This window comes from Verrucomicrobiaceae bacterium (assembly GCA_016713035.1).
In the GTDB taxonomy this organism is placed as follows: domain Bacteria; phylum Verrucomicrobiota; class Verrucomicrobiia; order Verrucomicrobiales; family Verrucomicrobiaceae; genus Prosthecobacter.
The window spans coordinates 576,556-588,964 of record JADJPW010000002.1 but is presented as its reverse complement, the minus strand read 5'-3'; the positions used below and the strand labels follow the sequence as shown (position 1 = coordinate 588,964).

10 protein-coding genes are annotated in these 12,409 nt (G+C 58.9%); 5 read left to right on the top strand and 5 right to left on the bottom strand.

What is annotated here, in order from left to right; translation table 11 throughout:
- Positions 1–16: 16 nt before the first annotated feature.
- Complete coding sequence (locus tag IPK32_09540) at positions 17–400, bottom strand: Hsp20/alpha crystallin family protein (protein ID MBK8092196.1); 384 nt, start codon at positions 398–400, stop codon at positions 17–19.
- 42 nt (positions 401–442) lie between these two features.
- A complete protein-coding gene (locus tag IPK32_09535) occupies positions 443–880 on the bottom strand; it encodes an Hsp20/alpha crystallin family protein (GenBank protein MBK8092195.1) in 438 nt (145 codons plus the stop codon).
- A 239-nt stretch (positions 881–1,119) separates the two neighbouring features.
- On the opposite strand from IPK32_09535, the gene cax reads away from it, so the two are divergent.
- Positions 1,120–2,205, top strand: coding sequence for a calcium/proton exchanger (gene cax / locus IPK32_09530; protein ID MBK8092194.1), 1,086 nt, complete (start codon positions 1,120–1,122; stop codon positions 2,203–2,205).
- 4 nt (positions 2,206–2,209) lie between these two features.
- Here cax and IPK32_09525 read toward each other — a convergent pair whose 3' ends face one another.
- Positions 2,210–3,250 (bottom strand): methyltransferase domain-containing protein, encoded by a 1,041-nt coding sequence (locus tag IPK32_09525; protein ID MBK8092193.1) that lies wholly within the window; start codon positions 3,248–3,250, stop codon positions 2,210–2,212.
- 183 nt (positions 3,251–3,433) lie between these two features.
- Here IPK32_09525 and IPK32_09520 point away from each other — a divergent pair, with 183 nt between their 5' ends.
- The 3 genes from IPK32_09520 (at position 3,434) to IPK32_09510 (ending at position 8,978) form a co-directional block, all read left to right on the top strand.
- Positions 3,434–4,108, top strand: a complete 675-nt coding sequence (locus IPK32_09520) for a hypothetical protein (GenBank protein ID MBK8092192.1) — start codon at positions 3,434–3,436, stop codon at positions 4,106–4,108.
- A gap of 77 nt (positions 4,109–4,185) precedes the next feature.
- Positions 4,186–6,606 carry a c-type cytochrome gene (locus IPK32_09515; GenBank protein MBK8092191.1) on the top strand — a complete coding sequence of 807 codons (2,421 nt, stop codon included), beginning with the start codon at positions 4,186–4,188 and terminating at the stop codon, positions 6,604–6,606.
- Positions 6,607–6,671: 65 nt separating this feature from the next.
- Positions 6,672–8,978: a tetratricopeptide repeat protein gene (locus tag IPK32_09510; GenBank protein MBK8092190.1), complete on the top strand. Its 2,307-nt coding sequence runs from the start codon at positions 6,672–6,674 to the stop codon at positions 8,976–8,978.
- A 14-nt stretch (positions 8,979–8,992) separates the two neighbouring features.
- Here IPK32_09510 and IPK32_09505 read toward each other — a convergent pair whose 3' ends face one another.
- Together IPK32_09505 and IPK32_09500 are read right to left on the bottom strand one after the other, a co-directional pair.
- On the bottom strand, positions 8,993–9,655 hold the full coding sequence (locus IPK32_09505; GenBank protein MBK8092189.1) for a hypothetical protein: 663 nt from the start codon (positions 9,653–9,655) through the stop codon (positions 8,993–8,995).
- Between the two features lie 62 nt (positions 9,656–9,717).
- Positions 9,718–10,407: a sigma-70 family RNA polymerase sigma factor gene (locus tag IPK32_09500; GenBank protein ID MBK8092188.1), complete on the bottom strand. Its 690-nt coding sequence runs from the start codon at positions 10,405–10,407 to the stop codon at positions 9,718–9,720.
- 212 nt (positions 10,408–10,619) lie between these two features.
- Here IPK32_09500 and zwf point away from each other — a divergent pair, with 212 nt between their 5' ends.
- Entirely contained in the window at positions 10,620–12,161 is a 1,542-nt protein-coding gene (gene zwf, locus IPK32_09495; protein ID MBK8092187.1) for a glucose-6-phosphate dehydrogenase, read from the top strand.
- Positions 12,162–12,409 lie beyond the last annotated feature (248 nt).

Here is a 12,409-nt window from a genome sequence, read left to right as displayed (position 1 = left end):
TGGCTGCCGGGTGGTTTTAGTTCACGCTGAAGGTGCGGGGCTTGGACAGGGCTTTGAGTGGTAGGGTCACGCAAAGGACTCCGTCTTCGAGCCTCGCGGCCAGTTTATCCTCATCCAACGGCGTGTTCAGGCGTAGGCGGAGCAAGTAGTCCTGTCGGAGGAGCTCGCGATGCAGGGGTTTCATGCCTTCCGTGTCGGAGGGGGCACGTCGGCCATGGATCGAGAGGATGCCGTCTTCCAAGTCGAGCTTCACGCCGCTTTTGGGCACGCCGGGCATTTCCACACGGACCTCATAAGCCTCTGCGTTGTCGCTGACTTGGTAGGTCGGTTTGCGGGTATTTTCCGCGTGGCTCGGTGGGGAGGCGGGAGTGCAGGTGGTGGGTGTACAGGTGGTGTTCATGATGATTGAAGGGATTGGTGGGTGTGGAGAGGGGTTTGGGAGTTAGTTCAGTTCGATCTGGCGGGGTTTGCGGTGTTCGGCTTTCGGCAGGGTCACTCGGAGGAGGCCGTCTTCGAGCTTGGCGGTGATGGCGTCGATGTTGATGCCTTCTGGCACCGATATGGTGCGGCTGAGGGTGAGTGAGTTCTCGGTTTCGCCGGTCTTCATGCGCTTTTCTGCGCTGATGGTGAGTCGGCCGTCATTGAGCTCGATTTTGACGTTTTCTTTCTTGATGCCGGGGACTTCAAAGCTGGCGTGGTAGGCGTCTTTGTCCTCATGCACATCGACCGCGAGGCGGTCTGGCTGCGAGCGGGGGAGGGCCTCGCCTAAATTTGACCAAAAACGCCCCAGCGCGGGCATGCTGACGTATGGCTGGCGAAACCACTCGTTGAGGTCGGAAACACGGGCGAAGGCGGCAGGGTTGGAGCAGATGAGTTTCATAGTCGTATGGATTTGGGTTGGGTTTTTCAGTGGGAATCACTTCCGGGACCTAGTTGTGCACTTGCCGTGCCAAAGAGCTCTTTTGAGCCTGGAGGGCTTATAAATAGGTCATTCCAGCGAATGGGGCGCTTTTCGGCTGGGGGCTGAATTGGGCCAAAAAACCGCATTTTGTGCCACGCAGTAGAGACAGAAGTGCCAATCTCTTGACCCTATCTCAAGCCGCCGCCAACATGCCGGTCATGCGAAATCTTTTTGCCGCTAAAAACCTCCTCAACTGGTTCCTCATCTTTGTCCCCATCGCTACGTATCTGGAGTTCACCCACGCCAGTCCGGTCGCTATTTTCATTTGTTCAGCCATCGCCATCATTCCGCTCGCGGGCTGGATGGGGCGTGCGACGGAGCATCTGGCAGAGCGGCTCGGTGAAGGCATCGGTGGCCTGCTCAATGCCACCTTTGGCAATGCTGCCGAGCTGATCATCGCCATCATGGCGATGAGTAAAGGGCTCCACGGCGTGGTGAAGGCCTCCATCACGGGCTCCATCATCGGGAACATCCTCCTCGTTCTCGGCCTCAGCGCACTCTGTGGGGGGCTGAAGTTCAAGACACAGCGCTTTAATCAAACAGCGGCCTCGATCGGCTCGACCATGCTCGCACTCTCTGGCATCGCCCTGCTGCTGCCTGCGGTTTTCCATTTTGTCGCTGGAGCATCCGCTCACACGAAGGAGCTGGATCTCAGTCTGGAGATCTCTGTTGTGCTATTCATTGTTTACATTTTTAGCCTCTTTTTCAGCCTCAAAACCCATACGCATCTCTACGTCGGTGAGCCGAATGCGGAGGAAGAAAAGGCCCTGGGCACGCACGGATGGAGCAAAGGCAAGTCGATGCTCGTGCTCTTCGTCGCGACGGCATTGGTGGCGGTGATGAGTGAGTTTCTCGTCGGCGCAGTCGAGGCAGCCTCACATACGCTCGGCCTCACAGAGGTCTTCGTCGGCGTCATCCTCGTCGCTATCATCGGTAATGCAGCAGAGCACTCCACGGCGGTGCTCATGGCGCTGAAGAACAAGATGAATCTCTCCATCAACATCGCAGTCGGATCGAGTCTCCAGGTGGCCCTGTTTGTCGCTCCGGTGCTCGTTTTTGTCAGCTACGCTTTCGGCAATCCGATGGACCTCATCTTTACCCCCATGGAGGTGGTCGCTGTGGGTGTATCCGTCTCGGTCACGGCGCTCATTTCGCAAGATGGTGAGTCCAACTGGATGGAAGGCGTGCTGCTGCTCGCGGTCTATGCCATCCTGGGACTCACTTTCTTCGAACTGCCAGCATGATGGCTCAGCGCTTTACGGCGGTCATGAATCCGCGATCCGCCACCGTGGGCTGATAGTGTCCAGGAGCCAGTCCTGCCGCACGCATCATCTCTGCATACTCCGCTGCGGAGTAGCATTTCCCCTGAGTGATGTGCATCAGCAGGGCGGAGTATTCTGCGGCTGGTAGCGGGCCGCATTTGTCATCTGCGATGAAGGCATCATGCACCACCAGCAGCCCACCAGCGGGCAGAGCTGCGGCAGCGCGGTTGACCAAAACCTGCGCCTCTGGCCAGTCCCAGTCATGCAGCACATTCGAAAGCAACACCACATCTGCCTGTGGCCACTGCATGGTGAACATATCACCGCTGCACACATCCACGCGGCCCTCTAGCCCATGCTTCGTGATCTCTGCACGCACGATGCCATCCACGGGTGGCTGCTCCAGCACGGTCGCCTGGATATGCGCATGCGCTGCCACCAGCGTCGAGGAATAGATGCCTGAGCCTCCCCCCACGTCCAGAACACGCGACCTCCCCTCTAAATGCGGCGTCAGAGCCCGCGCTAAATGCTGCCCAAAGACCAGCCCACGGCAGTTCATCAGCTCCGTAAAGCTCCGCGCGAATTCCGCATCCTGCATCGAGGTATGCCAGTCTTTCCCATCCGACTTCGCCTGCCAATTCGCCGGCTTCCCCGTGCGCAGCACACGCAGGAATCCCTGCACGGCGGGTGTATCACGGATCGGCGCATAATACGGCCCCAGATACCAGGGTGAGCCTACGACTAAATGCTCACGCCCCTGCACGGTGAGGGTATTTTTCCCCGCAGCATCCGTCTGCACTAAGCCGCTAGCACGGCACAGCGTCAGGAGCACATCCAGCGGCCGCGCATGCAGCTCTAGTTCTCGGCAGATCTGCGCATCATCCGCGCCTGCATGCTGAGCTAGCCAGGTAAATAAATCCAGGTGCAGCAAAGCCGCCGCCAGCAGCTCCGCAGCGAACTGGCGATCACGAAATCTCAAAATCATCGCCGGGTCGGACTCTGGCAGCATCTTTAGGATAGGATTCATCCCGCTTCATGACTCAAGATGCAGCCTCTGTCAGCCCAGAAATACACGCACTGTGCACCGCATGCAGCGCGGGGCAAAGCGGGTCTCTCACAGGCACCGAAAGCTCGCATTTGAGCAAAAACTCCATTTGTGAGTCCCCTCCCAGGCGCATATCCTGGATGGGAAAGTCCACCTCAGCCATCCATGAAAGCCAGCCTCGCCCTTTTCGCCATCCTCGGGTCCTCTGCCGCATGCCTCTGCGCTGCGGATGCCCCACAACGGCGCTCCTCCATCTATGCGAAGTCCCACTACCATGAGGACAACTCCCACACAGAGAGCCGACTCGACATGACCCTGCGTGAGCTGGAGGAAAAGACCTATGACTCCAACGGCTCCCTGCAAATGCGCAAGCACTACCTCGTCGACGAGCAGGGCCAGCCGATCCGCGGCAATGTCTATGATGGCCGTGATAACCTCGTCGCTCGCTCGCTCATGAAGTTCGATCAATTCGGACGCCTCCAGGAAATGCAGACCGCCAATCTCCAAGGAGAGGTCTTTCAGCAGATCATTTACAGCTATGATGCCTCTGGCAAGGCCCAGAAGCCCAAGGTGATCAACCACGACACCAAAGCGCCGATGATCAAGCCTCAGACCGTGGACTTTACCAAGTCCATGCCGCCGCCAGAGCATCTCCAGAACCGCTTCCAGCCAGCAGGCGTCGAAATGAATGCTACCAATGCCGCATCCGCTCCTGGCCAGCCTCAAAACAACGTCCAGCAGCGTGGTGCTCCCATTTACGCTCCCGGCACAGAGCCCACCGCCGCACCCGCAGAGGCTCCGAAAAAGAAATCCTTCTGGAAGCGTCTCTTCAGCAAATAGGCCGCTCGTGATTCGCCCATGAAGTGAAATGCCATGAGAGGAAGGGCCGCGCGGCATCGTTGTTCGCCGCCCTAAAAATGATCCGTCCATTCGCCGCCCTGCTCTGTCTCACCCTCGCGCCACAGGTGAGCGCTGTTCACTCGAAAAATGCTGGCCCTGAAAAGGTCGAGCTCAAGCACAAGCTACCGCCTCCCCTGCCCCTCAGCCCAGAGCAGGAGGCAAAGACCTTCAAACTCGAAAAAGGCTTCCGCATCGAGAACGTCGCCAGCGAGCCCCTGATCGAGACCCCCATCGCGATGAGCTGGGATGATCAGGGCCGCCTCTACGTCTGTGAAATGCGTGGCTACATGCATGACCTGAACGGCGCTGGCGAAAAGGAGCCCACGGGTCGCGTCTCCTTGCTCGAAGACACCGATGGTGATGGGCGCATGGACAAAGCCACCGCCTTTCTCGATCACATCGTCATGCCGCGTGCGGTGATGGCCGTGAATGGCGGCGCACTGATCGCAGTCCCGCCGAATCTCTTCTTCTGCAAAGACACCAGCGGCGACGGCGTCGCAGACGTGAAGGAGGTCATCACCAGCGACTTCGGCAGCCTCGGTGGACAGCCAGAGCACATGGCGAACTCGCCCCTATGGGCTATGGATAACTCGATCTGGTGCGCAGGCTATAGCTCACGCTTCAAGCTACGCAGCGGAGTGTGGCAAAAAGATGTCGGGCTCGGTCGTGGCCAGTGGGGCCTCTGCCAAGACGATCACGGCAGGCTCTACTTCAACTACAACTCGGACATGCTCCGCGCCGATCTACTGCCAGCGGATGCCTTTGCGCGGAATCCGCTGCTGCGAAACGCCACCAGCATCAATTCCAAGCTCGCCAGCGATCAGACACTCTATCCCGCGCATCCCACGCCTGGCGTGAATCGCGGCTACGACGCGAAAACACTGCGCCCAGATGGCACCCTGCAAAAACCCACTGGCACCTGCGGCGCACTCGTTTACCGCGGCCATGCATTTCCGCCGGCCTATCGCGGCAACGCCTTCGTGCCAGAGCCCTGCGCCAATCTCGTGAAGCGCTTCACCATGAGCGAGACAGATGGCAGCCTAAAGGCCACCAACACGGCCAAAAACAGCGAATTTCTCACCTCCACCGATGAGCGCTTCCGCCCCGTGAATGCCTACAATGGCCCAGATGGTGCACTCTACATCGTGGACATGTATCGCGGCATCGTGCAGCACCAGAGCTTCCTCACGCACTACCTCATCGCGAACATCCAGGCTCGAAAACTTGAGACACCCTTCAATCAAGGCCGCATCTGGCGCATCGTGCCAGAAGGCGCTCAACCACAGCCCGTGAAGGTCAGCAAAGACCCCAAACTCCTCACCCATGCCAGTGGCTGGGTGCGTGACACCGCGCAGCGACTCATCGTCGAGTCTGGTGATGCCTCAGCCATCCCCGCACTGAAGGAGCTGCTGCAAAATGAAAACGCACTCACTCGCGAGCATGCACTGTGGACGCTCGATGGCCTCGCCGCCATCACGCCCGACATCATCAAAGCCGCTCTCGTTGATCAAAGTGAGCACGTCCGTGCCGCCGCCGTGCGTGTGGCTCCACGCGACTTCGTCTTTGATCTCAGCGCTGAAAAACATCCGCTCGTGCTCGCACACCTCGCCATCAAAACGCTCAACGATGCCGCTTTAGCCCCGCTCATGGCCACCTACGGCAAAAACACGCTCATCCGTGAAGCCGCGCTCACCGGACTGCGTGGCAAAGAAGCCGCTTTCGCCAAAATACTCGCCCAAACGCCCTCAGAGGGCTCCAAAGCCGTCATCGGTGCCTTGGCCGAGCTGATCGCGCTCGCGGGAAAAGCAGGTCCAATCGCTGAAATGCTCGATCTAGCCGCCGCATCACCCGAAAACCGCGATTCCATCCTCAAAGGCCTCGCAAAGACCGATAGCAAATCAAAGACCGTAAAGCTCGTGTGGTTGGACAAAGAGCCCGAGCACCTCAAAAAGCTCAAAATCAGCTCCAGCCTGGAAAACCGCCTCGTTTGGCCCGGCAAACCCGGCGCACCTACTCCGCCCGTCATCAAACCACTCACCACAGAGCAGATCGCACTCTTTGAAAAAGGCAAAACCATCTACGCCACACTTTGCGCTGCCTGCCACCAGCCGCATGGCTTTGGCCTTGATGGACTCGCGCCACCACTCGTCGATAGTGAATGGGTGCTCGGAAAGCCAGAGGTTCTGGCCCGCATCGTCATGCACGGCCTCGCAGGCCCCGTGAAGGTCAGTGGCCGCACCTACAACCTCGCCATGCCTCCACTGCCCCAGCTCACCGATGAGGACATCTCCGGCGTGCTCACCTACATCCGCCGCGAGTGGGAGCACACCGCCTCCGCAGTGGAAACGAAGAACATCACCAAAATCCGCACCGAGAACCAGGGCCGCACGATGATGTGGACAGAGGAAGAGCTGAAGAACCTCGGAAAGAAGAAGTGAAGCATCAGCCACCTAGCTGCTCACGGGTTGCGCCGGGCATCGCCGCTGCCTAGGCTCACTCTTCCATGAAAAAAGCCCCACCAGCTCCCCAACCGCCCACCTCGCCACTCCAGGCCTGGTTATGGATCGGCGGGATTTGCCTGGGGCTCATCGGATTGATCGTCTGGATGCTCCAACCGGCGAAAAACTACACGCCGCTGCCCGTGGCAGCCGTGCAGAAGCCCACAGCGTATGCGATGCCAGACGAAAAAGTCGCCTTTGCGCAGTATGCAGGCTCACAGAGCTGCCAGGAGTGCCACGCAGATCAGTTCACGAAGTGGCAAAGCTCCCACCACGGCCTAGCCGAGCGCCAACCAGATGCGCAGCTCGATGAAGCAGCCTTTGTCCCCACCAAGAGCTTTACCCACGGCACACAGACCACGGAAGCATCGAAAAAAGGCAGCGACTACTTCCTCACCGCACTCGGCTTCGGCAATCAAACGGCGCCATACAAAGTCGAGCGCGTCATCGGCCATGATCCACTGCGTCAATTCCTCGTCGATGGTGGCAGCGGACGCTTGCAGGCGATGGAGGCCTGCTTTGATCCGAAAAAGAGCGACTGGTTCAACGTCTACGGCTCAGAGGACCGGAAACCAGGCGAATGGGGCCACTGGACCGGACGCGGCATGGTGTGGAATCAAATGTGCGCCACCTGCCACAACACACGCCTGCGCAAAAACTACGACACAGCCAAAGACAGCTACCACACCACCATGGCGGAGATGAGCGTCAGTTGCGAATCCTGCCACGGTCCCATGAAGCTTCACAACGAGTGGCAGCACACCCATCGCGGCCAAAAAGGCGATCCCACGCTCACCAAATGGACACGGGATCAGCACACGGAAAACTGCGCTGGCTGCCACGCACGGCGCGGAGAGATCACCGGCGACTTTGTGTTTGGAGAGCCCTTTTTCGATCATTACCAGCTCACCATCGTCGATCACACAGACACCTATCACGCCGATGGCCAGATACGTGATGAGAACTACGAATACGGCAGCTTTCACAGCAGCCGCATGCACCACGCCGGTGTGCGCTGCATGGACTGCCACGACATGCACAGCATGAAGACCATCCTCCCCGGAAACCAGCTCTGCATGCGCTGCCACACGCAGGGAGGCTACGCGAATGCCCCCGTCATCACGCCCGAAGCACACAGCTTCCATGGCACTGCCAGCAGCGGGAATCAGTGCGTGAACTGTCACATGCCACAGACCGTCTATATGCAGCGTCATCCGCGTCACGATCACGGATTCACCATCCCAGATCCATGGCTGACAAAGGAGCATGGCATCCCAAATGCCTGCAACAAATGCCACACGGACAAAACGACCGATTGGGCTCTCCAAGCCTCCAATCAATGGTGGGGCCCGAAAATGGAAAAGCGCAAAACTCGGCTCCGGGCGGATCTCATCGCCAAAGCACGCAAAGGAGATGATTCCGCCCGCGATGGCCTCGTTTCACTCCTCAGCAGCGATGAGACACCGTATTGGAAAGCCAGCTCCACATTGCTTCTGGAGCGCTGGATCCATGAAAGCGCCGTCCAAAGTGCCGTCACAGCCCAACTCGGCCACCCCAGCCCGCTCGTGCGTCAAAATGCGATCCAGGCACTCGCCCCCATCTCAGCAGACCATGCGGTGCGGAAGCAAATCGAGCCACTTTTGGATGACCCACTGCGCAGTGTGCGAAACGCCGCCGCGTGGGCCCTGCGTGACACTTTGGACCTCGAATCCACCGCTGGGAAAGACCTCCTTCATTCGCTGAGTCTGAATTTGGACCAACCCAGCGGCCAGATGCAAACGGGTCAATTCTGGTTCGCTCGAGGTGAGCATGCCAAAGCCATCGACCACATGCAGAGAGCCATTTTGTGGGACCCCAATAGCCCACCCTTCCACCATGATCTGGCCATGGTTTACAGCGTCACGGGCCAGAGCAAGCTCGCCCTGGAAAAAATCCGCGATGCCATCCGCGTCGCTCCCAAGCATGCGGCGTACCACTACGATCTAGGCCTCGCTCTCGGTGAAACGGGCGATCTCCCAGGCGTAGCCGCCGCGATGGAGGAGGCCGTGCGGCTCGATCCACAATTCGGCCGCGCCTGGTACAATCTCGGCCTCGCAAAAAACAGCCTCGGGGACACGCAGGGAGCGATTGCCGCGCTACTGCGTGGCGAGGCCGTCACTCCGACTGACCCAGCACTCCCCTATGCCCGTGCGACGATCCTCGCCCGCCTGAACCGCATCCCAGAGGCCATGCAGGCCGTAGAGCGCACCCTGAGCATCCAGCGAGATCACCCAGAGGCACTGCAAATGAAGATGATGCTCATGCGCCGATGATCTGCACACACTGCCTAGCTGATGAGTAGCAGGCGTTTTTGCCCAGGAACAGGATCAGGCGCACGGTGAATGCACGGCGGCACTGGACAGCCTGGATACTGCGTGGCGATGCGCCATAGATGCCCGACGCCGAAGACGAAAGGCACCGCTCCAGATACCGGCGCATAATGCAGATCATAGAAGTGCTCTGTCAGAAAGTCTGCGAAGCCCTCATCATCCGCCCCGCCATGCAGCCTGAGCAGCGCTGCACGCGTCTCTGGCACATCGACGCGGCATACCGCGTCTTCATTGCGCAGTCCCTCTGATGAAGCTCCGTGGTAGGTGCATAAAAATGTATCCGCCTCTGCCGTGGCGCTATCTGCATGAAAGGAGCACACATCCGTCCGCACAGGCCCATCCTGCTCGCCATGGGTGTAGCCATGGATGCAGTCGAGCACTGGATCGAGCCCATGTGCCTCCAGCAGCGCCACATCATCCAGCATGGTGAGCACCGCCTTGTGCCCATCTGCGCTCAATCGCAATGCGAGCAGCTCCTCCGCCACAAGATGCGTAATGCCGGGCCCCACCTCCAGATGGGCAATCACTTCGCTAAAATCCCCCTCCAGCACCCTCGGCCAGCACATGGCATTCACCCCATCACCAAACGGTGTGCTCATCAGCTCCTCAAAACTCTGCACCAGCCGGACTCGCGGGTAATCCTGCGGCAAGTCAGGAAGCAGCATGGATCGAAGCGGGGAACTCACAGCATCGTATGCTCTAGCGCCTGCACTTCCTTCTTCACCAGGGCACCCACACGATGCTTCGCTAGATAAACCTGAGCCGCATTGATGCCCAGAGCCTCCGCCGTCTTTTTCACGCCCCAGCCCTTCATGACGTAGCAATCGAAGATCTGGAACTGACGCGGCGAAACTTTTGCCTTCACACGCTCCAGAGCGGCCGCAGTGATGTTATCACGCCATTCGCGGTCCCAGATGCTCTCCAGCATGTTGTCCTTCTCATTGGTCAGCCGCTCGATGATCAGGCCAGAGGTGTCTTCACTATCAGCGCGGCCTTGATCAGCCAGAGAGGGCTGACGCTTGCGGGCACGGAACACATCCAGAATGCGCCAACGCGTCATTTGCAGCAGCCAAGCCTTAAAGGAGCCTGCTCGCGGGTCATACTGGCCTTTTTGCACCTGCCGGGCGATGGCGATGATCGTCTCTTGGATGACATCAAAGCTCTCCTCGCGTGTCAGACCGGCTTTGGATGCGACGGAATAGATCAGCCTCCAATAGGTTTGGTAAAACTCATTCCAAGTCCGCTGGTCCTCCCAGTTATTCAAACGCTCGATCAGGCTTTTGCGGGTTTTTTCCCACAAGCCTTTTTCTTTTTTGACTTCCTCGGGGACGATGTCGTCCACGGGGAGCTCTTCTGACTCCGGTTTGATCATTGAAGTGCGATTTTTCGGCGATTCACGCGATCTGTCAAACCATTGAGCCACGCAGGGGAATTCAGCGATAGAAACCGCGCTCGCGTGGCGGGGTGTGTAGGTGATTCATGAGACCAATGACCACCTTTCATGCCCTAGGTGCCCTAGTAGGCGCATCGTTTGTTGCGCGGAGGGTGCCTGGGGCTACTGGTGTTGCCCTTCACACCCCGCAAATGCCCGATCTGGAGAATCCCTTTCAAGAAACGCTGCTCTCACGCCACCGTGCAGAGCCCTGCACCGTCGTCATCTTTGGTGCCACTGGTGACCTCACCAACCGCAAGCTCATCCCCGCTTTCTACAACATCGCCGCCTGCGGCGACCTACCACCGCAATTCAAAGTCATCGGCTTTGCACGTCGTGAGAAGACCGATCCAGTCTTCCGTGAGGAATTGAAGGCTGGGAACCGCAAGAATAGCCGCCAGGGCCACAACGACGAGCTATGGGCAAGCTTCGAGCAGTGCATCCACTACCACCGCAGTGAGTTCGAAGACCCTGCTGGCTACGTGCAACTGAAGCTCCTCCTCGATCAATTCGATGCCGAGCGCGGCGAGCCCGCGAACCGCCTCTTTTACCTCGCCTCCGCGCCAGAGGCCTTCAAACCCATCCTAGAAATGCTCCGCGCCGCAGGTCTCAATGAAGGTGTCGGCGGCAAATGGGCCCGCGTCGTCTGCGAAAAGCCCTTTGGCAAAGACCTCGCCAGCGCCCGTGCTCTCAATGAGGCCGTGTCCCACACCTTTGAAGAAAAGGACACCTACCGCATCGACCACTACCTCGGCAAAGAAACGGCGCAGAACATCATGGTCCTGCGCTTTGCGAATTCCCTCTTCGAGCCGAACTGGAACAGCCGCTACATCGACCACGTCCAGATCACCTGCGCAGAGAATCTCGGCATGGAAGGCGGCCGCGGCGGTTACTACGACACCGCGGGTGCCCTGCGTGACATGGTGCAAAACCACCTCTTCCAGCTCCTCACCCTCGTGGCCATGGAGCCGCCCACCGATCTCAGCGCTGACAGCGTCCGCGATGAAAAAGTGAAGGTCATCCGTGCCCTGCGGCCACTCGTCGGCCCCCAGGCAGTCGGTGCGAATGTCATCCGTGCTCAGTACACCGCTGGCAGCGTCGATGGTAGCGCCCGTGTAGGCTACCGTGAGGAAGACCGCGTGAATCCGCAGTCCAACACGGAAGCCTACGTCGCCCTACGCCTCTATGTGGACACCTGGCGCTGGCAGGGCGTGCCCTTCTACATCCGTGTCGGCAAGCAGCTCCCGAAAAAAGCCACCGAGATCAGCATCCACTTCAAAAAGCCGCCGCAAGTCCCCTTCCCCACCGCTAGCCTGCTAAAAAACAGCGAAAACACCCTCGTCATCCGCATCCAGCCGGATGAAGGCATCGCCCTGCGCATCCTCTGCAAGCAACCCGGCCAGGCCCTCAACATGCAGCAGGTGAAGATGGACTTCCGCTACTCCTCCAGCTTCGGCAAAGCCAGCCCTGAGGCCTACGAGCGCCTCCTGCTCGATGCCATGGCCGGCGACGCCACCCTCTTTGCCCGCCGTGACGAAGTCGAGAACGCCTGGAAATTCATCGACGAAATCGAGCACGCCTGGCACCAATCCGCCACGCCACCAACCATGTGCGAATACCCCGCCGGTAGCTGGGGCCCCAAAGAAGCCGATGACCTCCTCCGCCAAGACGGCCGCGAGTGGCGCCTGCTTTGACATAAAGAACCAAAGTGCATACGACTCGCAGCCATGCTCATCATCCACGGCTTACAATTTCTTTGAACGCCGAGTCGCTTGCAAAAATGCTTACTGCACCTGCTGCTCAAATTCAGTCCTAGCAGTGGGATTTCGCAGACTCGTCATTCACCATCTCTATTTCATCATACCCCTATTTCTACATCTACAGATACGTTGGATCTGTACTCTGTGCAAAAATGAAGTGAACGCTCGTCGCCCGAGCCACC

Bases quoted from the DNA above. Each gene is read 5' to 3' on its own strand.
- IPK32_09520 (MBK8092192.1), top strand. From the start codon at position 3,434: ATGAAAGCCAGCCTCGCCCTTTTCGCCATCCTCGGGTCCTCTGCCGCA.
- cax (MBK8092194.1), top strand. From the start codon at position 1,120: ATGCGAAATCTTTTTGCCGCTAAAAACCTCCTCAACTGGTTCCTCATC.
- IPK32_09515 (MBK8092191.1), top strand. From the start codon at position 4,186: ATGATCCGTCCATTCGCCGCCCTGCTCTGTCTCACCCTCGCGCCACAG.
- IPK32_09540 (MBK8092196.1), bottom strand. From the start codon at position 400: ATGAACACCACCTGTACACCCACCACCTGCACTCCCGCCTCCCCACCG.
- IPK32_09510 (MBK8092190.1), top strand. From the start codon at position 6,672: ATGAAAAAAGCCCCACCAGCTCCCCAACCGCCCACCTCGCCACTCCAG.
- zwf (MBK8092187.1), top strand. From the start codon at position 10,620: ATGCCCGATCTGGAGAATCCCTTTCAAGAAACGCTGCTCTCACGCCAC.
- IPK32_09525 (MBK8092193.1), bottom strand. From the start codon at position 3,250: ATGAATCCTATCCTAAAGATGCTGCCAGAGTCCGACCCGGCGATGATT.
- IPK32_09535 (MBK8092195.1), bottom strand. From the start codon at position 880: ATGAAACTCATCTGCTCCAACCCTGCCGCCTTCGCCCGTGTTTCCGAC.
- IPK32_09500 (MBK8092188.1), bottom strand. From the start codon at position 10,407: ATGATCAAACCGGAGTCAGAAGAGCTCCCCGTGGACGACATCGTCCCC.